The 22,663-nt window shown below is 41.4% G+C and carries 20 protein-coding genes and 6 tRNA genes; 8 read left to right on the plus strand and 18 right to left on the minus strand.

Annotation, left to right across the window (positions count from 1 at the left end; translation table 11 throughout):
* Positions 1 to 401: 401 nt before the first annotated feature.
* The 3 genes from FTT88_RS14945 to FTT88_RS14955 are packed head-to-tail and all read left to right on the plus strand — an operon-like array spanning position 402 to position 2,604.
* Positions 402 to 902, plus strand: a complete 501-nt coding sequence (locus FTT88_RS14945; protein WP_180005405.1) for a YfiR family protein — start codon at positions 402 to 404, stop codon at positions 900 to 902.
* Complete coding sequence (locus FTT88_RS14950) at positions 899 to 2,116, plus strand: diguanylate cyclase domain-containing protein (protein ID WP_180005406.1); 1,218 nt, start codon at positions 899 to 901, stop codon at positions 2,114 to 2,116. The genes FTT88_RS14945 and FTT88_RS14950 overlap by 4 nt, the downstream gene beginning before the upstream one ends.
* Positions 2,117 to 2,124: 8 nt before the next feature.
* Entirely contained in the window at positions 2,125 to 2,604 is a 480-nt protein-coding gene (locus tag FTT88_RS14955) for an OmpA family protein (RefSeq protein WP_180005407.1), read from the plus strand.
* Between the two features lie 114 nt (positions 2,605 to 2,718).
* On the opposite strand, the gene FTT88_RS14960 is transcribed toward FTT88_RS14955, so the two are convergent.
* The 10 genes from FTT88_RS14960 to secA form a co-directional block, all read right to left on the minus strand.
* Positions 2,719 to 2,795, minus strand: a tRNA-Pro gene (locus FTT88_RS14960).
* 17 nt (positions 2,796 to 2,812) lie between these two features.
* Positions 2,813 to 2,888: transfer RNA gene (locus tag FTT88_RS14965), tRNA-His, on the minus strand.
* A gap of 105 nt (positions 2,889 to 2,993) precedes the next feature.
* Positions 2,994 to 3,070, minus strand: a tRNA-Pro gene (locus FTT88_RS14970).
* Between the two features lie 3 nt (positions 3,071 to 3,073).
* A tRNA-His gene (locus FTT88_RS14975) sits at positions 3,074 to 3,149 on the minus strand.
* Between the two features lie 44 nt (positions 3,150 to 3,193).
* Positions 3,194 to 3,270 (minus strand) — tRNA-Arg (locus FTT88_RS14980).
* Positions 3,271 to 3,315: 45 nt separating this feature from the next.
* Positions 3,316 to 3,392 (minus strand) — tRNA-Pro (locus FTT88_RS14985).
* 154 nt (positions 3,393 to 3,546) lie between these two features.
* The gene (gene nadA, locus FTT88_RS14990) at positions 3,547 to 4,614 is read right to left on the minus strand and encodes a quinolinate synthase NadA (RefSeq protein WP_078191211.1); all 1,068 of its coding nucleotides are present in this window, start codon (positions 4,612 to 4,614) and stop codon (positions 3,547 to 3,549) included.
* 153 nt (positions 4,615 to 4,767) lie between these two features.
* Positions 4,768 to 5,988 carry a bifunctional glutamate N-acetyltransferase/amino-acid acetyltransferase ArgJ gene (gene argJ / locus FTT88_RS14995; RefSeq protein ID WP_180005408.1) on the minus strand — a complete coding sequence of 407 codons (1,221 nt, stop codon included), beginning with the start codon at positions 5,986 to 5,988 and terminating at the stop codon, positions 4,768 to 4,770.
* Between the two features lie 160 nt (positions 5,989 to 6,148).
* Positions 6,149 to 6,505, minus strand: coding sequence for a hypothetical protein (locus FTT88_RS15000; protein WP_078194125.1), 357 nt, complete (start codon positions 6,503 to 6,505; stop codon positions 6,149 to 6,151).
* Between the two features lie 144 nt (positions 6,506 to 6,649).
* Positions 6,650 to 9,373 (minus strand): preprotein translocase subunit SecA, encoded by a 2,724-nt coding sequence (gene secA / locus FTT88_RS15005; protein WP_180005409.1) that lies wholly within the window; start codon positions 9,371 to 9,373, stop codon positions 6,650 to 6,652.
* A 337-nt stretch (positions 9,374 to 9,710) separates the two neighbouring features.
* Between secA and FTT88_RS15010 the strand changes: the two genes are divergently transcribed.
* The 3 genes from FTT88_RS15010 to FTT88_RS15020 all read left to right on the plus strand — a co-directional run bounded on the left by FTT88_RS15010 (position 9,711) and on the right by FTT88_RS15020 (position 12,056).
* Entirely contained in the window at positions 9,711 to 10,346 is a 636-nt protein-coding gene (locus tag FTT88_RS15010) for a peroxiredoxin (protein WP_078194127.1), read from the plus strand.
* 293 nt (positions 10,347 to 10,639) lie between these two features.
* Entirely contained in the window at positions 10,640 to 11,467 is an 828-nt protein-coding gene (locus FTT88_RS15015; RefSeq protein ID WP_180005410.1) for an MBL fold metallo-hydrolase, read from the plus strand.
* A gap of 49 nt (positions 11,468 to 11,516) precedes the next feature.
* Positions 11,517 to 12,056 (plus strand): dual specificity protein phosphatase family protein, encoded by a 540-nt coding sequence (locus tag FTT88_RS15020; protein WP_373683083.1) that lies wholly within the window; start codon positions 11,517 to 11,519, stop codon positions 12,054 to 12,056.
* Positions 12,057 to 12,076: 20 nt separating this feature from the next.
* On the opposite strand, the gene FTT88_RS15025 is transcribed toward FTT88_RS15020, so the two are convergent.
* Genes FTT88_RS15025 through trpA form a run of 4 tightly spaced genes read right to left on the minus strand, consistent with a single transcriptional unit; the run spans position 12,077 to position 16,063 of the window.
* Positions 12,077 to 13,096, minus strand: a complete 1,020-nt coding sequence (locus tag FTT88_RS15025) for an SPOR domain-containing protein (protein ID WP_373683084.1) — start codon at positions 13,094 to 13,096, stop codon at positions 12,077 to 12,079.
* On the minus strand, positions 13,087 to 14,370 hold the full coding sequence (gene folC, locus FTT88_RS15030) for a bifunctional tetrahydrofolate synthase/dihydrofolate synthase (protein ID WP_180005413.1): 1,284 nt from the start codon (positions 14,368 to 14,370) through the stop codon (positions 13,087 to 13,089). The genes FTT88_RS15025 and folC overlap by 10 nt, the downstream gene beginning before the upstream one ends.
* Positions 14,367 to 15,263, minus strand: coding sequence for an acetyl-CoA carboxylase, carboxyltransferase subunit beta (gene accD / locus FTT88_RS15035; protein ID WP_180005414.1), 897 nt, complete (start codon positions 15,261 to 15,263; stop codon positions 14,367 to 14,369). Before accD ends, folC begins: the two co-directional genes overlap by 4 nt.
* A complete protein-coding gene (gene trpA, locus FTT88_RS15040; protein WP_078191221.1) occupies positions 15,260 to 16,063 on the minus strand; it encodes a tryptophan synthase subunit alpha in 804 nt (267 codons plus the stop codon). Before trpA ends, accD begins: the two co-directional genes overlap by 4 nt.
* Before the next feature lie 363 nt (positions 16,064 to 16,426).
* Here trpA and FTT88_RS15045 point away from each other — a divergent pair, with 363 nt between their 5' ends.
* Positions 16,427 to 17,761, plus strand: coding sequence for a Na+/H+ antiporter NhaC family protein (locus FTT88_RS15045; RefSeq protein WP_180005415.1), 1,335 nt, complete (start codon positions 16,427 to 16,429; stop codon positions 17,759 to 17,761).
* Positions 17,762 to 17,841: 80 nt separating this feature from the next.
* Here FTT88_RS15045 and FTT88_RS15050 read toward each other — a convergent pair whose 3' ends face one another.
* On the minus strand, positions 17,842 to 18,870 hold the full coding sequence (locus FTT88_RS15050; protein WP_180009064.1) for an AraC family transcriptional regulator: 1,029 nt from the start codon (positions 18,868 to 18,870) through the stop codon (positions 17,842 to 17,844).
* A 145-nt stretch (positions 18,871 to 19,015) separates the two neighbouring features.
* Between FTT88_RS15050 and FTT88_RS15055 the strand changes: the two genes are divergently transcribed.
* Complete coding sequence (locus tag FTT88_RS15055) at positions 19,016 to 19,891, plus strand: metal-dependent hydrolase (RefSeq protein ID WP_078191325.1); 876 nt, start codon at positions 19,016 to 19,018, stop codon at positions 19,889 to 19,891.
* Between the two features lie 52 nt (positions 19,892 to 19,943).
* On the opposite strand, the gene FTT88_RS15060 is transcribed toward FTT88_RS15055, so the two are convergent.
* The 3 genes from FTT88_RS15060 to FTT88_RS15070 all read right to left on the minus strand — a co-directional run bounded on the left by FTT88_RS15060 (position 19,944) and on the right by FTT88_RS15070 (position 22,349).
* On the minus strand, positions 19,944 to 20,936 hold the full coding sequence (locus FTT88_RS15060) for a DUF2804 domain-containing protein (protein WP_180005417.1): 993 nt from the start codon (positions 20,934 to 20,936) through the stop codon (positions 19,944 to 19,946).
* Positions 20,937 to 21,081: 145 nt separating this feature from the next.
* Positions 21,082 to 21,600 carry a DUF1543 domain-containing protein gene (locus FTT88_RS15065; RefSeq protein WP_078194137.1) on the minus strand — a complete coding sequence of 173 codons (519 nt, stop codon included), beginning with the start codon at positions 21,598 to 21,600 and terminating at the stop codon, positions 21,082 to 21,084.
* Positions 21,601 to 21,623: 23 nt separating this feature from the next.
* The gene (locus FTT88_RS15070) at positions 21,624 to 22,349 is read right to left on the minus strand and encodes a CPBP family intramembrane glutamic endopeptidase (protein ID WP_180005418.1); all 726 of its coding nucleotides are present in this window, start codon (positions 22,347 to 22,349) and stop codon (positions 21,624 to 21,626) included.
* Positions 22,350 to 22,663 lie beyond the last annotated feature (314 nt).

Raw genomic sequence — 22,663 nt, forward strand, 5'->3', positions numbered from 1 at the left:
GTAAAAATCCACACAAGTTGTTCTTCATAATCTCTTAATGATCTTCTTGTTGGTTCGTCACCAGCAAGCTAGGTCGGCTATATTACTCTTTATTTCTAAAGAGTCAACCGGTAATTCAAATTATTTTAAACTTATCAAATAAAACCCAACTTAATCAATTCAACCAAGTCATTGTTTTATCAGAAGTTTTAATCTTCATCACCGCCGATGGATGTGCATTCTACAGCATTTCACATCCGTTGCAACACCTTTTTTATGATTTATTTTACGCATGTCGTTTTTTTAAACACATAAACATTCTTTTGTATTATTATTGGGCTATATACGCCCTATTTCATATAATAAAACGTATATAAACCCAATTTTCATTCCATTTAATTTAAGACATTTTTTGATTTCGTATGGTTGTTTTTAAAAAAACTGCCTATTTAATAATGGCGTGCTCCATTTCACCCTTATTATATGCAGCTCCCACAGCAAATATTTTCACAACCACTTTCTCTATTTTGAGTTATGCCAAGTGGGAAACCACTTCACCCAAATTTTGCGTGATTAATAATTCAAGTTTAGTCAATGATTTTAAAAAACTTGCGCCAACCCACAGCAGTTATAAAATTACAGCCATCAATGTGAATGACATCAAATCCAGTCATTGCCAAGTTTTATTTTTTTCCAATCTATCAGCAAAAGAAGAACAAAGTATTTTAAACAACCATGTTAATTTCCCCGCCCTCTCTCTAAGTAGTAACAATAGTGAGTGTGAGTCTGGCAGTGCATTTTGTTTGTATAAAAAAAATCAGAGTTATTCGTTTAAAATTAATATGGAAAGCTTAACGCAGTCACAAATACATATTGATCCACGCGTTTTATTACTGGCGAAGTCATCGGAGTCAGCTGAATGAAACAACTCTATAATCCAATTACATTGCACCAATTATTTACGCGTTCGCAGCTCACCATCTTTGCTTTAACTTTTACAATTTGTTCTGCGATATTTTTGGTTATTTCCACCTATACCATGCATACCTATGCAAAAAACAGCTTAACGATTTTATCGAACGCAATAAACGAACGCGTTCAACCTGCTGTGGTGTTTAATGACCAAACAACGATGCATCAAATTTTAAACGAATACACTCAACTGTATCCCATTCGATCGATAGAAATTACAAACCATCAAAATGCGTCGCTGGCTCATGCTGAGCAACAAGAAATTTCAACATTTTCCAGCCAAGCGATTTTAGATTATTTCTTTTTTAGCCAACCGATTCGTTTAGATATCCATCATGATCAGAAAAGTTATGGTGAACTGATCGTATATGGAAACTCTTCAGATTTAGTTAGTTTCTTCCATAAAATTTTATTGGGTTTATTTTTAGGTTTTATACTTTTATTGGCTACTGTGTTTTGGTCGGTGAATTCTGTTTATCAATACTTAATGCAATCCGTTCGCTCGATTGTTGAATCAGCCCAAACCATTAGTATTAAGAAAGATTATAAAATGCGGGTTTCAAACTCTGATATTCAAGAATTACACGCACTCAGTACCGCCTTTAATGGTTTACTCAGTGAAATCGAACAGTCAAATAAAAACTTAATTTCAGAAAATGACAAGCTAATTCATCTAGCACGTCATGATGCATTAACCCAATTGCCAAATCGTAATTATTTTTATGAAAAGCTATTTGAACTTTTTGACTTACAAGCGAATGCTGCTGTGTTCTTTGTAGATATTGAAAACTTTAAACATGTGAATGACCAATATGGACACTTAGCTGGGGATGCAGTACTGCGTGCCTCATCACATTGTTTAAAACAAGCACTGCCAGATGATGCTTTCGTTGCGCGACTCGGTGGTGATGAATTTGCAATTATTATCAATCGCTTAAATTTCCTGACAGAACTCGAAGTCTATTGTCACAAAATACATGAATGCTATGGTTCCACATTTGTTTATGAGCAACATAATATTGCATTACAAGCTAATATTGGTGTGGCACTGATCCAAAATGCAAAATCGCCAGAAGATTTGATCGCAGATGCGGAACGCGCCATGTATGATGCTAAACTTTCGAATAATCATTGGTGCATTGCACTACACCGCCCCAACTCATAGGATTTGCTATGTTAAAGAACGCATTTAAAGTTTTATTTATACTTGCATTCACGGCCACTATGACAGCCTGCATGAGTTTAGGTAACTTAAGCTATAAACAAGCACGTATGCTTAAAAAAGAAGGTTTTGTCTTGACCAATGATGGTTGGACACTTGCCCTACCAGAACGACTTTTATTTGGTTTTGATGATTATCAAATACAACCTCACCAAGAAGGCAAACTAAATACCCTCGCCACTCAACTGATTAAATATGACCTAAACAAAATTAAGTTTATTGGTCATACGGATAATGTTGGACAAGCCAATTACAACCAACAACTGTCAGAAAAACGTGCGCAAAGCGTCGCAAACGTCTTTTTAAAGCAAGGTTATAACAGTTCAAATATTCAAATTATTGGCCGTGGTGCTGAACAGCCGATGGTTTCCAATGACACCGAAACAAATCGTGCCATCAACCGTCGTGTAAATGTCACCATCATCCCCTAAATAGCGGAATTTGGAAAAGCCACCTTCAGGTGGCTTTTTTATTTTTTATAAATTTCAGGCATAAAAAAACCGCTAAATGCGGCATCTTTTTCATAGTATTGCTTTTGAGATAAATGGTCGGAGCAGTAGGATTCGAACCTACGACCCCCTGGTCCCAAACCAGGTGCACTACCAGGCTGTGCTATGCTCCGCTTTCAACTTTAAAAGTTGGGGTGAATGATGGGATTCGAACCCACGACAACCGGAATCACAATCCGGGGCTCTACCAACTGAGCTACATCCACCATCATGTTCTTGCTTGTGAATAACCAATATAACGCATTTTAAATTACAGGCATAAAAAAACCGCTGTATGCGGTATCTTTTATCGACCGTTTTCTTTGAGAAAATGGTCGGAGCAGTAGGATTCGAACCTACGACCCCCTGGTCCCAAACCAGGTGCACTACCAGGCTGTGCTATGCTCCGAATTGGGGTGAATGATGGGATTCGAACCCACGACAACCGGAATCACAATCCGGGGCTCTACCAACTGAGCTACATCCACCATCACAACAAGTTTCAGATTCTAGTATCAGAACACCATTATAATGGCGCGCCTGACAGGATTCGAACCTGTGACCATCCGCTTAGAAGGCGGATGCTCTATCCAACTGAGCTACAGGCGCATTACCGATGACATAGACTATCACGCGATTTTTGCCTTGAGAAATTGGTCGGAGCAGTAGGATTCGAACCTACGACCCCCTGGTCCCAAACCAGGTGCACTACCAGGCTGTGCTATGCTCCGTTTCATCTCAGCTTTCGCTGTATCGCATATCGTGCGGTACGGTGTGCATTCTAGGCGTGACGTTGATTAACGTCAACACCTATCTTCAAAAAAACATAAAAAATCATTTCAAGCGATTATTTATCAAGCACTTTAATCATTTTTCAAGCAAAAATTAACGTTTTAAACTGGCACTGAAATTCAACATCCGATCTAAAGGCAATTTAGCACGCTCAGCCAATGCCGGATCTACAAAAATTTCCTGATCGCCTTTTTGTAAAACTTCCAGAATGCCATCCAATTCATTCATCGCCATCCAAGGGCAATGCGCACATGAACGACAAGTCGCTCCCTCACCTGCCGTCGGTGCTTCGATGAGAATTTTATTTGGTACAGCTTGCTGCATTTTATAAAAAATACCACGATCTGTTGCCACGATTAAACGTTCGTGTGGCAAGGTTTGTGCAGCTTTGATCAGTTGCGAGGTGCTACCGACGGCATCTGCAATATCCACCACAGATTCTGGTGACTCTGGATGCACCAAAACTGCTGCATCAGGATACAACGCTTTCATATTGGCAATACCACGCGCACGGAATTCTTCATGAACAATACATGCCCCATCCCATAGCAACATGTCTGCACCGGTTTTCTTTTGAATATAACGACCGAGATGCTGATCGGGTGCCCAAATAATTTTTTCACCTAAACTATCTAAATGCTCAACAATTTCAACTGCACAGCTCGAGGTGACCACCCAATCTGCACGCGCTTTCACTGCTGCCGAGGTATTGGCATATACTACAACTGTATGATCCGGATGTGCATCGCAAAATTTAGTAAATTCATCGACCGGACAGCCCAAATCAAGTGAGCATGTTGCCTCTAGAGTAGGCATCAGTACGGTTTTTTCAGGAGATAAAATCTTCGAGGTCTCCCCCATGAATTTCACCCCTGCAACCACCAACGTCGTTGCTTCATGATCCCGACCAAAACGTGCCATTTCAAGTGAATCCGAAACGCACCCACCTGTCAGTTCTGCTAGTTCCTGCACTTCAGGATCACAGTAATAGTGTGCAACAAGGACAGCGTTACGTTTTTTGAGTTCCGCTTTAATTAATTCAAACTTTTCAAGCTTTGCAGCTTCCGTTAAGTGATGCTCTTTAACATCGCCCAAACGATCCAAATGCGCTTGTACAATTGATTTTGCTTCATTTGCAATTAAGTTGTTTGCATTATTCATCACAACGTCTTCTCTACCCTTAATGCCTGCTACTACACAGGTGCTTCACAACTGACCCATAAATATGGCACTTGGCTATTTTTTACCGGTCATTAAAAAGTTCCACTTATAAAAAAGCCTCACAACGGAGGCTTTTCAAAAACATCAAATATCTTATGAACGATAATCTGCATTAATCTTGACATAGTCATACGACAGATCACAGGTATACACAGTATCTTGAGCACTGCCACGCCCTAAATCTACACGGATCGTGATTTCAGATTTTTCCATCTCCGCAGCCCCTGCTGCTTCGGTATAATCTGCTGCTGCGCCACCGTCTTTACAGATTTGAACATCACCTAACCAGACCTGAATTTTTTCAACATCTAAGTTTGGCACACCTGCATAACCAATAGCTGCCAAAATACGGCCCCAGTTTGGATCTGATGCGAAGATTGCAGTTTTAACCAACGGTGAATGTGCAATGCTATAAGCAATATCACAACATTCTTGAGTATCTGCGCCGCCTTCTACCGCCACAGTAATAAACTTCGTCGCACCTTCACCATCACGGACAATAAGCTGTGCAAGTCGTTTCATCACACGTGTTAACACGTCTAAAACAGCAGCATAACGTGAATCTGTTTCTGAAGTAATTTCTACGCCACCAGCTTGACCCGTTGCAATCAAAATACATGAGTCATTCGTTGAGGTATCACCATCCACTGTAATACGGTTAAACGACAGGTTAACTGTGGTTTTCAAAAGCTGTTGCACTAACTCACGACTAATGGGTGCATCCGTTGCTACATAACTCAACATGGTCGCCATATTTGGACGAATCATGCCTGCACCTTTAGAAATACCAGTCATGGTATACAGAACCCCATCTAGCTCAAACTGCTCAGATGCACCTTTAGGTGTGGTATCTGTGGTCATAATGCCTGTTGCCGCATCCAACCAAGCATCTTCTTGTAAACTATCTAATGCGGGTTGCAAGCCTTGAACCAAACGATCAATAGGTAATTGCTCGCCAATTACACCCGTTGAAAAAGGAAGGACTTCTGTATTTTGAACACCTGCCAGTTCCGCCAGTTTCGCACACGTCGCTTCAGCATTTGCCATGCCGATTTTGCCAGTACCGGCATTGGCATTTCCGGTGTTAATCACTAAATAACGTGGATTACCTGCCAATAAGTGCGCTTTCGAAATATGGACCGGTGCTGCACAAAATGCATTTTGAGTAAAAACGCCTGCAACATTAGAACCTTCAGCAAATTCAAAAATGACAAGGTCACGTCGGTTCTGATAGCGCACATATGCTTCAGCCGAACCGATTTTTACACCTTTCACCACATGCATCTGTGGCATAGATACGTCACCAACTGCCATTTTTCAACGTCCAACTATATGAGTTATAAAAAATACAGCTTAGTGCAAAATCTATAAAAAATCGAGCAGAAGCACGGTTTTGCTGTAATTTTATTGTGGATTTCTTTTGCACATAAAAAAACCAGCCTTTCGACTGGTCTTTATCGCTGTTCGTCGTAAATTAGTTACGCGCAAGCTGAGTTGCTTCATCAAGAAGCACTTGTTTCGCTTTTTGTTGACTCGCAGCTGAAAGTGCTGGGTTTTCAGCCACAATACGGTCAGCATTCGCCGCATTGGCTGCTGCAATTTTCGCAGTTTGCAATACGATCGGACGATTTGGATTGGCAAAGGTATAACGAATACCCGTACGCGGGCTTGCTACAGTCACTTGACCGTCAGTACCAACCTGTACTTGAGTTGTTGTTGGACCAACTGCTTGTTGAACTTTCTCTAAAGAAGTCGTCTGAGGAGCGTTTGCAAAGGCAAAAGTTGGCAAAGCCAAAGCAGCAATCATGAACGGTTTTAGTACTTTTTTCATTGTCTTTTCCGTCTTACGGTTATTGATAGAAACTAAATAACATTTAATCTACTGAACTGCAAATACTATTCAGGTCAGATCAGTAGTGTAAATAAAAAATCAGAGCGCGAAGGCTCTGATTTATTTGAAATTAAACAATGCTGTTTAGATTTTACCGTGACATTGTTTATATTTTAGACCTGAACCACATGGGCACGGTGAGTTACGACTTTCTGGCGGAACAATCACTTGCTCTGCAGGTGTATATTGCGCATCGATAACATCATTACCGTTGGCTTCAGCCAACAAATTATCAAAGTCATTGTGTGACAATTGAAGATTCATTGATTCAGCTTGAGCCTGTTTTTGAGCTTCCATTTCTGCAAGTTCTTCGGCTGTAGGCACATGAATACGAGATAAATCTGTCACGACATCTGACTTAATCACAGCAAGCATGTTTACAAATAAATTAAAGGCTTCTTTTTTGTATTCTTGCTCAGGATTTTTCTGCGCATAACCACGTAAATGAATCCCTTGACGTAAGTAATCCATTGCTGCCAAATGCTCTTTCCAATGGCGGTCCAATGAATTCAACATAAAGTGACGTTCGAGCATTGCAGCCGTTTCGTCACCCATTTGCGTACGACGTGAACGGTAGTGCTGAAGAACTTCATCAGTAATACGTTCAACCAAAGCTTCTTCATCCAAACGACGATCTTGCTCTAGCCACTGCGAAATTGGCAATTCAATCGATAGATCTTCACGTAGTGCCTTTTCAAGACCTTCTATATCCCACTGATCGTGAATAGACTCAGGTGGAATATATACTTCGATCATGCCTTTAGTCACATCCTGAATCATCGTTTCGATGTAATCTTGTAAAGACGGTTCAACAAGAATTTCATCACGCTGAGAGTAAATAATCTTACGTTGTTCGTTGTTTACGTCATCGTATTTCAATAGATTTTTACGAATATCGAAGTTACGTGCTTCAACTTTACGTTGTGCATTTTCAATCGAGCGTGACACCATTTTATGCTCAATGGCTTCATCTTCTTTCAGACCCATGGCACGCATCATTGCAACTACGCGATCACCTGCGAAGATACGCATCAAGTCATCTTCAAGCGACAAGTAGAAACGTGACACACCTGGGTCACCTTGACGGCCCGCACGACCACGTAACTGGTTATCGATACGACGAGATTCATGACGTTCTGAACCAATGATGTGTAAACCACCAGAGTTCAGCACCATTTCATGATTTTGTTCCCACTCTGCTTTCAAACGTGCCTCATCTGCTTCAGTCGGCTCTTCAATCTTCGCCAGCAACGCTTTCCAGTTACCACCTAACAGAATATCAGTACCACGACCGGCCATGTTGGTAGCAATCGTCACTGCACGAGGTGAACCCGCTTGCGCAATAATATCCGCTTCACGCTCATGTTGTTTCGCATTGAGTACTTCATGTTGAATACCAGCTTCTTTCAGCTTATCTGATAAAATTTCAGAGGCTTCAATGGTTGCTGTACCAATCAGGATCGGTGCAACACCCGCTTCATGAACACGTTGAATTTCTTGAATGATGGCGTTGTATTTACCTTCACGGTTTAAATAGATTAAATCGTTTTGGTCATTACGAATCATCGGGCGATGGGTTGGAATCAGTACAACATCCAAGCCATAAATTTCTTTCATCTCTGCAGCTTCAGTATCTGCAGTACCCGTCATCCCTGATAATTTTTTGTATAGACGGAAATAGTTCTGGAATGTAGTCGTTGCTAGTGTTTGGTTTTCAGGTTGAATTTCCAAACCTTCTTTTGCTTCCACTGCTTGATGCAAACCTTCTGACCAACGGCGACCCGGCATGGTACGACCAGTGTTTTCATCGACAATGATCACTTCACCTTCGTGGATGATGTAATGCACGTTGCGTTGGTATAGGTAATGCGCACGAATGGCCGCAGAAACATGGTGCACCAAGTTTAAATTAGCAGATGAATATAGACTTTCACCTTCAGCAAGCAAGCCCATTTGAATCAATTCAGCTTCAACAGTTTCATAACCGACTTCGGTCATTTCTACAGAGCGCTGTTTTTCGTCAATCCAGAAGTGACCACCATCTGGTACCTTCTCTTCTTTTTGTGCATGAAGTTTTGGTGGAATGCTGTTAATGGCAGCATACAACTGTGATGAGTCTTCTGATTGACCAGAAATGATCAAAGGTGTACGTGCCTCATCAATCAGGATCGAATCGACCTCATCGATGATGGCATAGGTTAAGCTTCGCTGTTTTTTCTCAGCAGCAGAAAAAACCATGTTGTCACGCAAGTAATCGAAACCGAATTCGTTGTTGGTACCGTAAGTAATGTCAGCTCGATACGCTTGAGCTTTTTCAGTTGGGTCTTGCATTGAGTAAATAATCCCAATGCTTAAACCTAAAAATTCGAATAATGGACGGTTTAATTCAGCATCACGCTGTGCGAGATAGTCGTTCACCGTAATCACGTGAACACCTTCACCACTAATCGCATTGAGGTAACAAGCAAGCGTTCCCATGAGGGTTTTACCTTCACCGGTACGCATCTCTGCGATCTTACCTTCATGCAAGGTAATACCACCAATCAGCTGTACGTCATAATGACGCATGCCCATGACACGCTTCGCAGCTTCACGACAAACAGCAAACGCTTCAGGTAATAATTTATCAAGGCTGTCGCCTTTTTTATAACGTTCTTTGAATTCTTCAGTTTTTGCAGATAAGTCTGCATCGCTTAGAACAGATATCGTCGGCTCGAGCGCATTAATCTTCTCTACGATTTTACGCATGCGTTTGAGTTCGCGCTCATTTTTGGTACCGAAGATTCCTCCGATCAGACTTGCCAACATGAATAGACTCTCTAAATCTTGCTTGTCAAATGAATATATTTTCTTAGTCGTTATTATGGTGCTAGAAATTCGAAGTACAAGGGTTTTGCACAAAAATCCCCTTAAATATTCTGCGCTCGGGTTCTAGCCCCGGAGACTTAAGGCAAGCTAATGTAACAAATTTTCTGCAGACAACATAGTGACTCTGTCGTGAGATATTTCGCATTTATCCCCCAATAAAACTGTTTTATATGAAATATATTCATAAAGAAATGAAAAAACACTATTTTTAATCATAAAAAAAATCCTTCATATTTATTTTCAAGTTAAACAAATTCAATAAATACGGGGATATTCCATGACGATTCGTTTAGGTGATACTGCACCAGACTTTACTCAAGACTCAAGCGAAGGCAGCATTCATTTTTATGACTTTTTAGGTGACAGTTGGGGCATTTTATTTTCGCATCCTGCCGATTACACCCCAGTCTGCACCACAGAACTTGGATTTACCGCAAAACTAAAAGATGAATTTAGCAAACGTGGTGTCAAGGCCATTGCCCTGTCTGTTGACGATGTTGAGTCGCATCATGGTTGGATTAATGACATTAATAATACTCAAAATACCACGGTGAACTTCCCGATCATTGCAGACAAAGACCGTAAAGTGTCCACCCTTTATGATTTCATTCACCCCAATGCCAGCGAAACATTAACTGTTCGCTCTTTGGTGATCATCGATCCAAATAAAAAAGTCCGTTTAATCATTACTTATCCTGCATCTACAGGGCGTAACTTCCATGAAATTTTACGTGTCATTGACTCTTTGCAACTGACAGACAACCATAAAGTTGCAACACCGGCCAACTGGCAACAAGGTGAAGATGTGGTGATTGTGCCGTCATTAAAAGATGAAGAGGAAATCAAACAACGCTTTCCTCAAGGGTATAACGCAGTTACGCCTTACCTTCGTTTAACACCTCAACCTAAGTGAGGATAAAACGGAGTATTACGCTGTCCGAGCGCAAGATAAGAAGCTCTGCTGTGAGTGACCAAAGCGAAGGTACAAATTTAACTATTTTTAAGTGCAGCACCTAAGTAAACTAAGGATCATAACCATAGTTAATATAGTTTTCCCCTCAGAACGAATGACGAGCCCGTTCTGGCATTCTCCAACCTGCTCATCTTCGGATGAGCTTTTTTTTGATTACAAATTCCTCTCAGGGATTAGATTGGTTAAACCTCTCAAATCCGTTATAACTAAGAAAAACTTGAAAATAACAAACCGTGATTCATCAAATTCATCATTTACATTGTGGTAGTTTTTGTCCAACGTGTGCCCCTTTATTTGGACAGAAAGGCTTTCGCGCACATTTGGTTTGTCATTGCCTGCTCATTGAAACTGATAAAGGGCTCGTCTTAGTCGATACAGGACTGGGCTTACAAGATTATTTACATCCACAAAATCGTTTAGGTCGGTTTATTTCACGCACAGCGCAGATTAAATTTAATCCGCAACTAAGTGCGATTCATCAAATTCAAAAATTAGGTTTTAAGGCTCAAGATGTTCAACACATTTTGTTGTCACACTTAGATTTTGATCATGCTGGCGGGATCTCAGATTTTCCGCAGGCGACCGTGCATGTCTTAGCCAGTGAATATAATGCCACTCAAAATCTTCATAGCTTAAAATCACGACTGCGCTATCGACCACAGCAGTTCCAACAGCATCGTTATTGGAACTTTATCGAAAACATCGGGACGCAAGCATGGTTTAACTTAGAACACACTGCCGGTCTGTCTATTTTTCAAGATGACATTTTAATGCTTCCACTTTTGGGACATACCGCTGGTCATGCCGGTATTGCGATTAAAAATAACCAGCGCTGGTTGTTATATTGTGGCGATGCTTATTACTCACAGCATCAATTAAATCCAAATTTTCATTCGCGGGCCTTAAATCAGGTTGAGCGTTTATTTGCCACCGACAATACACAGCGACTGCACACACTTCATAAGATTCAGCAGTTAGCACAGCATCCGGACATCGATCTCATCTGCGCACATGACCCATTCGAACTCGCTCGCTATCAGAACACAAGCAATGACCGCTAAAATCCTGCCAATGATCCTCCTTAGTGTTAGCTTCAGCTTCACGGGTTGCATGACATCAAATCCATTACCGTTAAATGAACGTCCTAAGCATTGGGGAAAAGTCGTTCATCAACAGCATAATTTTTATCAAATCAGCCCAACTGTATTTCGCAGTGAACAACCTAATGCAGATCTCGCCCCTGTTCTACGAGAACAGCACATCGATGTGATCATAAATTTACGTTCACGGCATCATGACCCAGAACGCTTAAACAATGTCATTGATACGCAAAAGATTAAATTTGTACATATTCCGATACACACGTGGCAAATCGATCGTGAAGATTTACTGGCGGTGATGAAAACTATAAAAGTGGCTGAACAACAGCAGCAAAAAGTGTTAATCCATTGCTACCACGGCTCAGACCGTACAGGCGCGAGTGTGGCAATGTACCGTATTATTTTTCAGCATTGGTCCATTGAGGAAGCAAAGCGTAAAATGAAACAAGGTGGCTATGGCTTCCACCCTATTTGGAAAAATATTGACCGTTTATTCAGCCCTGAAAATATAAAATGGATTCAGCAACAACTACTGAATCCATCTTATTAAAGGTCATTCCTCAAATAAACTTAGCGTTTATCGAGAGGTACCCAATCAATCACCCAAGCCGATTTCATATTCAAACTTGCATCTGAATTGATCTTTTTACGTGTTGCGTCCGCAGCATCACGGTCCTTCGAAGGGCCAACCATAATACGAATGCCTTTAGATGTAGGACTCTTCGTCACTTTATAGCCTTTTGCACGTAATTTTGCAGCGACGGCATCTGCATTGGCTTCATTGGCAGCCAGTGCAACTTGTACCATCCATTGCTTATCGCCATTTTCCAACAGATCACGTGCTTTTTCAGCTTCAGCTTTTTTCTTGGCTTCGGCTTTACGCTTTTCTTCTGCCTTGTGTTTTTCTTCGGCTTTACGCTTTTCTTCTGCCTTGTGTTTTTCTTCGGCTTTACGCTTTTCTTCAGCTTGTTGCTTCGCTTCGGCTGCTTTCTTATCTGCTGCTTTTTTCTCAGCTTCAGCATGTGCTTTACGTTCAGCTTCTTTTTGAGCATCCGCTTTACGTTTTGCTTCGGCTTTTTGTTTATCTGCTGCGATACGTGCCTGATCAGCCTTTTGCTGCGCCGACTGAGTCTCTAACTTTTTTTGAGCCGCCAACTTATCCTCAGCTAAATGCTTTTGCTTGGCTTTTTCATCTTCAACCAATTCGGGCGGAATATTATCCGAACTTTGTTGAGCTGAACGATGTGCGTTTAAAGCTGCATATTCTTCTGCTGCTTTACGTGCTGCATCAGCTTCTGCTTGTTGTTGCATCGCTAAAAATTCTGCTGCACGTGCTTCTTGCTCCGCAACCGATTTTTCACGGGTACGTCGTTGTTCTTCGAGCAAGCGCTTTTCAGTTTCAACATCAACTGTCAATGATGACATTTTACCCGCACCCTGACCTTGTTGCTCAACTTGAGCCATTTCAGGGATTTGGCTTTGATTTTGATGTATTTCTTCTTTGCCTTTAAGTAAAAGTGCGGCCAGCAGTACACCACCACCTAATAAAACAACACCACCCATCCAGCGTTGTTTGTTATTCATTGACATTCTTCCAGATACTCCCATACCGCTTCTAAGGTATGAAATGAACCACATACCAGAATCAGCTGATTATTCTTTGTTTCTTCCAGCGCGGACTTAAAAGCTAATTGCACATTGTCATAATGTTCTACGACTTGATGCTGCAGTGCGCTATCCAATTGTGTGATAGATGCCGCACGTGGCACATTTAATTGTGCAATTTTCCACATTCTTACCGTATCTTTCAATAAGTTAACGACAGAATTTATGTCTTTATCAGTCAGCATGGAGAAAACGCTGATCACTTCTGTGTATTGTTTATTGTACTGAAGGAAATTTCGCAATTGCTTTAACAAAAATTCAACACCATGCGGGTTATGTCCCGCATCGAAAATCACCGTTTTACCTGCAATTTCTCTAACTTCAAAACGACCTTGTAACTTGGCATTGATAATCCCCTGAGCGATCGACTGCTGAGAGACCACCAAACCACTGGCCAATATTGCTGCTACAGCCGTAGAGATATTTTCGAGTGCCAAAGAACCCACGGGGAGTTTTAAGGTTGAACCTGATGAGGCAAACATCCAAGATTGTCCATCATCACTGTACTGATAAAAATAATCACGATTGAGTACATGTAAAGCGGCTTGGCAATCTTCTGCTTTTTGACGAATGGCTTCAGGCAAAACTTGCTGCCCACCAAAAATCACAGGAATATTCGGACGAATAATTCCTGCTTTCTCAAAAGCAATTTTTTCAATGGTATCGCCCAACCAATCGGTATGGTCTAAACCAATATTGGTAATCACTGCAACATCTGGATCGACGACATTGACCACATCAAGTCGACCGCCAAGGCCCACTTCGAGGACCCATACATCGCAATGTTGCTGTTTAAAAATAACAAAAGCGGCCAAAGTGGTCGCTTCAAAAAAAGATAAACTTAATTCACATTCACGACGCGCCTGATCAACGGCCACAAAAGCATCAATCAGGGTTTGGTCGGCCACTTCAACACCTTGAAGCTTTACACGTTCATTGAATCGATAGATATGCGGTGATTGGTATAAACCCACATTATAACCTTGCGCATTTAAAATTGCAGCCAAAGTGGTCGTGGTTGAACCTTTACCGTTTGTTCCCGCGACCGTCAGCACTTTCGCATCAGGCTGGGTTATACCGAGTCGTTCCGCAACAGGAATCACCCGTTCCAGACCTAAATCAATACCCGTAACATGAACATGGCTCCAATAATCGAGCCATGTGTTTAAAGAATCAGTTGCAAGTGGTGCTGTGTTCAAGGCAAGTTCATCAATTTCGCTACAATACGATAAACTGTATCACGTAATGCATGACGGTGAACAATTTGATCGACTACACCATGATCAAGCAAGTATTCCGCACGTTGGAACGGTTCTTCCAATTTTTCACGTACAGTTTGCTCAATTACACGCTTACCAGCAAAACCAATCATGGCTTTCGGCTCAGCCAAATGCACATCACCGAGCATTGCCAATGATGCAGTCACACCACCATAGACTGGATGTGTCAATACCACTAGATAAGGCAAGCCTGCATCTTTCATTTTTTGGATGGCAGCAGAAGTACGCGCCATTTGCATGAGTGACAACATGCCTTCTTGCATACGTGCACCGCCAGAGGCAGCGAAGCAAATAAGCGGTTGTTTTGCTTTAATCGCAAGTTCAGCCGCTTGAACAAAACGGTCACCAACCACAGTGCCCATTGAACCGCCCATGAAATCAAATTCGAAAGCAGTCGCAATCATTGGAATGCCTTTCAGCGTTCCTTGCATCACCACTAAAGCTTCTGTTTCACCGGTTTTCTTCTGCGCTTCAGACATACGGTCTGGATACGCTTTGCTATCAACAAATTTCAGTGGATCTTTGGCTTTAAATTCTTGACCCAATTCTTTTTGTACTTGGTCAAAGAACCAGTTCAAACGATCACGCGCTTTCATTCGCAAGTGTTCATCACACTGCGGACAAACGTAGGCATTAAATGACATCGCAGTACGAGTCACAAGTGCATGACACTCAGGACATTCAATCGTCGGCTCAGTAAATGTCGCCTTTAATGCTTGCTGTTCATCAGGTACATGAATACCTGGTACCGCACGCTCTGTCCATGGCGTAGATGCGCTCAGAATTTTGCCTGTTTTTGCGTCTTGACTCATACTAACTCATCGAGCGCAGCTCGAAGCTCCTTCACTTTATTCACTGTTTCGATTACAGCTTGTTCTGGCGCTAAGTTTGCAAATTGTTTAACAAAAGCACTACCTACAATCACCGCATCTGCAGCAACACCCATGGCTTTCGCCGATGCTGCATCACTGATACCAAAGCCAACGCCGACAGGTACCTGAGTATACGATTTGATTTTTTGAATACGTGCCGCAGCTTCAGCAACGTCTAAAGTCGCTGCACCTGTCACACCTTTCAAAGAAACATAGTAGATAAATCCACTGGCTTGTTTCACCACATGCTGAATACGTTCATCAGTGGATGTTGGCGCAAGCAAGAAGATTTGATCCATGTCGTATTTTTTCAATACTGCATCTAGATCTTTTGCTTCTTCTGGTGGAAGGTCCACCAAGAGCACGCCATCTACACCGCATTCATGTGCATAGGCAACAAACTTTTCATAGCCGATTACTTCAACGGGGTTTAAATAGCCCATCAGTACCACGGGTGTTTCTGTATCGTTTTTACGGAACTCTTTCACCATGTTCAAGGCATCTAGAGTATTGGTTCCTGCAGCAAGCGCACGCTCAGCGGCAAGTGCAATAACAGGACCATCCGCCATTGGGTCTGAAAATGGAAGACCCAGTTCGATCACATCTACACCTGCCTCAACCATTTGATGTAACAAAGGTACCGTTACTTGTGGATGAGGGTCACCAGCCATAACATAAGAAACCAAGGCCTTACGCTGTTGAGATTTAAGCGTTCCAAATCGAGTGGCTAAACGTGACATAGGGTTATACTTTCCTTGAATGAATCAAAACTATGATGTGGGTTTTGTCGAAATACAAGACATCGCATTGTAACGCTATTTTTTACCCATTGAACAGGGTATACAATCCTCAGTCGGCATTTCTCATGCAAACATAATTTTCCAGAACAACCCGAAAGCATCATTTACCGATATTTCAGTTTTTTTCACAATGATCAAAGATGCCTAATTTTAGGATCTGGCAAAATTATAAGGTTTTAGACTAACTTAATTTTATCATCAAAAAAATGTTAAAAATAACAGGCTTAGCATTTACATTTTAATTTTCCTTAAATTGCAAAACCTGCTTTATACTAGCCGCATACTTTTATTTTTTTATCTCCTATGTCCTCCGATTCACAAGTGAAGGTGCCTGCTCGGGCATTTGCACTGCTCCCGCTTATTGTTTTTCTGACCATTTTTTTGGGCAGTGGTATTTACCATTCCATCATTGGAACTGAGTTTGCGTTCTATCAAGTGAAAGCGCCAGTCGCAGCTCTTCCTGCGATTGTATTGGCAATTTTGCTCTATCGCGGCAAGATTAATGACGCGATTGATACCTTTATGAAAGGTGCCAGCCACCCGAATTTGATCTTAATGTTTATGGTCTTTATGCTCGCTGGTGCTTTTGCCAGTGTCAGCAGTGCCATCGGTAGTGTTGATGCAACAGTGCAGTTAGGACTATCGGTGATTGCGCCTGAGTTCGTGCTGCCCATGCTGTTTATTATTGCGGCCTTTATTGCCACAGCGATGGGAACCTCCATGGGCACCATTGCAGCTTGTGCGCCAATTGCCTTTGGTTTTACTCAAGTCACCGAAATTGAAGTGGTGTATGCCATTGGTGCTGTGGTCGGCGGTGCCATGTTTGGTGATAATCTGTCGATGATTTCAGATACCACCATTGCTGCAACGAACAGTCAAAAAGTTCAACTTCGCGATAAATTTAAGGTCAATGTTTGGATTGCTGTTCCTGCATCGATCGTCAGCATTTGTATTTATTTATTCATGAGTCAAGGCTCACAAGCGATTGAACATAAAGCTTATAATGCGTGGCTAATCCTGCCGTATTTAGCGGTATTTATTTTGGCCTTTTCACGTTTGCACGTGCTTGCTGTACTGACCATTGGTGTCTTGTTATCTGGCTTGATTGGTTTGGTGATTCAACCTGAATTTAACTTCTTAAGCTTAAATAATTCTATTTATGACGGCTTTACCGGCATGTTTGAAGTTGCCCTGCTTTCTATTTTCTTGGGTGGTATTTCTGCCATTATGCAAAAAGAAGGCGGTTTAGAATGGCTGATTCAACGTATTTACAGCATGACACGCTGCTTTAAAGTTGGTGCTGAACGCGCAGGTGAGATTGGTATCAGTTTCTTGGTGATTTTCTCCAACCTATTTGTGGCAAACAACACTGTCGCAATTATTTTATCTGGTGACATGGCACGTGAAGTCGCCAAAGAATATGGTGTAGACCCTAAACGTGCTGCTGCGCTCTTGGATATTTTCTCTTGCGTAGCCCAAGGTCTCATTCCTTATGGCGCACAGCTGTTACTGGCTTGTTCGATCGCAAAACTTTCGCCTGTGGAACTGATTGGTAGTGTGTATTACTGTTGGGTCTTAGCGATCTTTGCCATCCTTGCCATTTTACTGCGTTATCCAAAATTAAAAGCCGCGGCATAACGTTGGCTAAAAAAGCGGTCGTTTGACCGCTTTTTTTAATGTTGTTTGAAAGGCTTTTCTTGACGAGCAATCTGTACGTTTTATTCTAATTTCAAAGCCTTTTTTCGCGCTAATAATGTCTCTCCGCTATATGCCTTAAAAGCACGTGCCAAAGCCGACTGATCTGAATAACCTAGCTGTAAAGCGATATCCGTCAAATGGGTTTGTTGTGAAAGTAGATATTCACAGCGTTTCATCCGTTCCAGCTCCAAAAGCCGCTTAAATGAGGTGTCTTTCTCCTTTAACTGTCGTTGCAGGGTTCTGACTGACAGATGTAACTCCTCTGCTAACCATTCTATTTTAGGGGCTTGCTGCTGTAATTTGAGATAATCTGCTATGCATTGTTGCATCTGTTGAATTGGATCTGAATGTTGCGAACGAGCAGCTATCGCCTCTTCGGCTTGACGTAATAACAATTGCATCAGCGATGGATCTGCAAGTTCTGACTTTAAATCCAAACTATCGGCATGAATCACAAATGAATATTTAAGGGTCGAAAATTCCATTTGGCAACCATAAAACTTTTCATAGTGATAACGTGCCATCCGCGGCACATGTGCAAAATGAATGCGGAGTAACTTTAAAGAATCTGGAAAAATTTGCTTGGCCAAATGTGCCATACAGGCCATGGTCAACTCATTCACCAAAGCATATTCATCATCATGCTGTGGCCAAGACAGAATAATTTGATGATCTTGATGGCTCATATTCATTGGCACAATTTGCGCCCCATCAATCACCAAACGACTAAATCGCATCACATATTGCAAAGCATCTGCTACGCTATTACTCAGTGTCGCCATATAGCCTAACACCCCAAAATGCTCCGCACGAATATACTTGGCCATTTCAAAAACCAATTGCGGGCAATCCAGATGCTGCTGAGTCAGTTGCATGATGCTGTTAAAAAAAGAATTCGGCGATTGAGAGTCGATCGGCAAAGACAGCACATGCTGAATTTGCGCAGCATACGGCGCAATCCATTCAAGCTGTGTATAGTTTAATTCACGCTCAATTAAGACCATATTCCATAGTTGGAAGTAACCATTTGGGATCTGAATTTCAGCCATCTCGCCCCTCTTTCTGACCTGCCAATTCTGACATTTTATATTTTCATCATGGCGTAAAATGTATAAAAATTGGCAATATCTGTCAAAACAAAGTGCAATTTCTCCGACATACTGCAATCAACACGACTCGCACAGAAAAAATATCATGAATGCTATCGTCAAATATCAAGTCGAACCCATTGTTCGCACAAAGCTAAATTTTAAGTTAGAAGAAATCCCGCGCTATTGGTTTGGCGGAGACCCCTTTTTAACACGTATGTTTGATGCCTTGAGCCTGACCTTTCCTGATGGCGAGCGCTATTTTATTGAATCTGTACGTCTGTTCCGCAGTCAAATTCAAGACCCTGATTTACAACAACGTGTCGCTGACTTTATTCGTCAAGAAGCGCAGCACGGTATGGCGCATGACAAAATGAATATGTTGATGAAACAACAAGGCATGCCTGTCGATGCGTTCATTAAACGTCTAAATAAAATTTTTAAATTTGAACTGAGCAAACGCTCACCTGAATACAACATTGCCATGACGGCTTCTGCCGAGCATTTGACTGCATTGATGGCTGAAACCTTTTGTAGCCAAAAGTCCGTCTTAGAATCTGCGCATCCTTATGTCCGTGCATTATTTATTTGGCATGCGATAGAAGAAATGGAACATCGCGATGTGGCTTTTGATGTGATGAAAGATGTGGCTAAGGTCGATGAAAATCTAAAGAAATTTACTTTGGTCTGGACCAGTGGATTGATGCTTGGCTTTACCTTATACCGTGCTAATGTGATGCTGAAACATGACGGGTTCAGCTTCACTGAACGTTTAAAATTAAATATGAAAGGCTTACCGTGGTTCTTTGGTAAAAATGGCACCCTCACCCGTATGAGCAAGCCATATCGAGATTGGTTTAAAAAAGACTTCCATCCGAGTCAGCATCCCATTGTGCAAAATTATGATCTTTGGTTAAAAACTTATGAAGAAACCAATGATCCGATACAAGCAGCTGAAGTGTTTTGGCAAGCGGCAAAATAAAAATTGAATAAAAAAAGCCGCATCGATTGCGGCTTTTTTTATAGACTTAGACTTACCATTTGGCATAGTGCTGCTCAAGTAAACCATATTCATTTAAGAATACAATTTCTTCGCCATCACGTTGAATTGTACCGCTAATTTTTGCCTGCCATTGACTGAACTGACTACCGACCAATCTTAAATTCAGGTTTTCATAGCGTCGCCAACCTGTGGTGACGATCAAATTTAAGCTGTTGTCTAATGAGCTAATATTCCATTGATTATCGCCTTGCTGTTGAAACAACACATCAGATATGGCATACAGATGTCCATTGACCCACAGACAATTTTCATTACCAAAGCTTTCATTTACCCCAGAGGCAAGATTGATCCCAACGCGTCGATTTTGACTGTCCCAAAAGTTACACGATAACCAAAACCATGCGGTTTCAGGACGAAGAAAACCACAGGTATCATCTAAAGACACCAATGTTCGGTCATGAAATTGAATGGTCTTGCCTTGCTTATTGATAAAAAAACCTTCACAGCCCAACGTCGTCAATTTTTGAGTATAGGTCCAACCATTAATTCCTGTAGGGCTACACATACTCAGCGGATCAGTCCCCGCACAAAACACTCGAGCGCTCAGTTTGAGTTCGCCATGTTTTGACATTTGAATGTATCGCACACCATTGGCATGCTGAATGTCTAGTTGAATCCCAGACTTAATAAAATGACTTTGATTAAATAAAGGTTGTTCATCTAAAACGGTATTACGTGACAGGAAATTAATCGAATTCCATTCCAACACTTCATTCGTAATATGGTCATACACATAGACAAAACCGTGCCCCGCCCACGCGATATCGGCAATCGCTAGACCAATCGTATAATGATCATGCTGAATACAACAAAATTTAAATTTTTTATATTTTAAACGCTTACGCCAACCTTGAAGTCGTTTTCCATACGGTGTCTTATATTCATACTTACTTAAATCGATGCGATTGGGAAGTTCACTAAAACGTCCATAATGCGGCTGTCCATTCGGCCGTATTAAATCCATATACGCCATTCCATTGAGGTTTAAGGTCTAAATCCTGAATGTTATTATGCCTATTATTTAACGCCTGAAAAGACAATCCATCTGATTTCAGGCGAATATCACAAAAAAATATAAAAGCTGACATTTCAGCTCTTAATCATCACAATTATTCATTTATTAAGATGTAATCATTTTTCCATGAATTTTGCTGGCTATGCGGCGTTTCAACCAATTCGATATAGCGCCCATAGACATGATCAATCGCAATACAATCATCAACATCTAGGGTTCGGTCGGTATGTTGTTTTTGCCAATGTGACTCAAAAAAAGCCTTGCCCCGTTGTTTTGCAACGCTGGCATTTTGTCCCGTCACCAAAACATAACGATGTAATTCACCAAATTCGCGGGCATCATATCCCCCGAGATTAATCAGCCATAATTTTTCATCTTCAGCTCGGGGCGCGGCATCACAAAATTGGATACGATAATGCCGATTTTCAGTGCTGACTGTATGTACCTGTGCCCAAGCATCAATATGTAAGCCTTTTTGCTCACCAAACCATGCCGTTCTCAGTTGTGGATAAACCTCTTCTAATGCGTTACCCACTGCAAGAATGACATCATGCACTTCGATATTTGCTCTTGGATGGCGTCCGCCGAGCATCACCATAAATAAACTAGACACAATCTTCCCCCCTATTTTTGACTTCAACTGCCCACATAGGGCTGAAGCAATTTCAATAAAATCACGCCGCCTAACGATAGTACCGCGTTGTTAACGAAATGAATGAGTAAGACATGCCAAATGTTACGCGTCCACAAATAGATGAGGTTGAGAAATAGACCTGCAACCATAAAACTGATGGTCGCAATCAAATCGCCATCGAAATTATGATAATGAATCAAGCCAAATAAAATTGAGTTCAGTAATACCAATATCAATCGCCACAGCCAAGGCTGTATAAATAGCTTTTGTAGCAAGGTATAGCGGAAAATAATATCTTCGAGCAATGCGGTAAATAATGGCCCAAGGCTGATGATCAGCATGCTAAAAAACGCAATCGTATTGGGATCAATGGTCGATTCTTTTTCAATGTTCTCACCAACGGGCAACAGACTGCGTGTAAAAGAAATCACTACTTGTAAGACGACTGCACCAACAACCACCAACAGACTTGAGCGCCAAAAGGCCTGCTTATACTTTTGCCAGTGCGTATATAGCATCGTTTTATAGAGCCAACACACGGCAATAAATAAAATACCGCGAAAGATCGAATCACCCAAAGCGACCTGAGCTGAAACACCAAAAAATTGGTCTAAGACATAACTGTTGAGCAAGATCAGCGGAAGAATACACAGCGCAAAAGTATCACGCGATTGCCAAGAAATATGGGTTGGAAAGGATTCTGCACGAACCAATTGGGTAAATGTCATTGTTATAAAGTCTTTCTAAAGCAATAAAATTTCCACAGTATTGTGATTTATTTCACACTTTTATTCTGCATCTATTTTATAGTGATTTGCCTCAATAAAATTTTCAGCAAGAAAAAATCGCGCGGAATTACTTCTGCGCGATTTGATATTTCAGAATATATAACCTCTCCCAAACCCTCTCCTTAAAGGCATAGGTATCTACACAAATCCCAAGTTTTGGGTTAAATTGAAGAGCATGCTCTTCAATTTAATATCTCCCATCTTGATACACGTCTCGTCAGACGATACAACGCCCTCGTAAAGCTTAATATGAA

This window comes from Acinetobacter sp. YH01024 (assembly GCF_013420195.1).
GTDB lineage: Bacteria > Pseudomonadota > Gammaproteobacteria > Pseudomonadales > Moraxellaceae > Acinetobacter > Acinetobacter amyesii.

Excerpts from the sequence above, each read along its gene's own strand:
- FTT88_RS14945 (WP_180005405.1), top strand. The coding sequence starts at position 402 with ATGGTTGTTTTTAAAAAAACTGCCTATTTAATAATGGCGTGCTCCATT.
- FTT88_RS14950 (WP_180005406.1), top strand. The coding sequence starts at position 899 with ATGAAACAACTCTATAATCCAATTACATTGCACCAATTATTTACGCGT.
- FTT88_RS14955 (WP_180005407.1), top strand. The coding sequence starts at position 2,125 with ATGTTAAAGAACGCATTTAAAGTTTTATTTATACTTGCATTCACGGCC.
- nadA (WP_078191211.1), bottom strand. The coding sequence starts at position 4,614 with ATGAATAATGCAAACAACTTAATTGCAAATGAAGCAAAATCAATTGTA.
- argJ (WP_180005408.1), bottom strand. The coding sequence starts at position 5,988 with ATGGCAGTTGGTGACGTATCTATGCCACAGATGCATGTGGTGAAAGGT.
- FTT88_RS15000 (WP_078194125.1), bottom strand. The coding sequence starts at position 6,505 with ATGAAAAAAGTACTAAAACCGTTCATGATTGCTGCTTTGGCTTTGCCA.
- secA (WP_180005409.1), bottom strand. The coding sequence starts at position 9,373 with ATGTTGGCAAGTCTGATCGGAGGAATCTTCGGTACCAAAAATGAGCGC.
- FTT88_RS15010 (WP_078194127.1), top strand. The coding sequence starts at position 9,711 with ATGACGATTCGTTTAGGTGATACTGCACCAGACTTTACTCAAGACTCA.
- FTT88_RS15020 (WP_373683083.1), top strand. The coding sequence starts at position 11,517 with ATGACATCAAATCCATTACCGTTAAATGAACGTCCTAAGCATTGGGGA.
- FTT88_RS15025 (WP_373683084.1), bottom strand. The coding sequence starts at position 13,096 with ATGTCAATGAATAACAAACAACGCTGGATGGGTGGTGTTGTTTTATTA.
- accD (WP_180005414.1), bottom strand. The coding sequence starts at position 15,263 with ATGAGTCAAGACGCAAAAACAGGCAAAATTCTGAGCGCATCTACGCCA.
- trpA (WP_078191221.1), bottom strand. The coding sequence starts at position 16,063 with ATGTCACGTTTAGCCACTCGATTTGGAACGCTTAAATCTCAACAGCGT.
- FTT88_RS15045 (WP_180005415.1), top strand. The coding sequence starts at position 16,427 with ATGTCCTCCGATTCACAAGTGAAGGTGCCTGCTCGGGCATTTGCACTG.
- FTT88_RS15050 (WP_180009064.1), bottom strand. The coding sequence starts at position 18,870 with ATGGCTGAAATTCAGATCCCAAATGGTTACTTCCAACTATGGAATATG.
- FTT88_RS15055 (WP_078191325.1), top strand. The coding sequence starts at position 19,016 with ATGAATGCTATCGTCAAATATCAAGTCGAACCCATTGTTCGCACAAAG.
- FTT88_RS15060 (WP_180005417.1), bottom strand. The coding sequence starts at position 20,936 with ATGGATTTAATACGGCCGAATGGACAGCCGCATTATGGACGTTTTAGT.
- FTT88_RS15070 (WP_180005418.1), bottom strand. The coding sequence starts at position 22,349 with ATGACATTTACCCAATTGGTTCGTGCAGAATCCTTTCCAACCCATATT.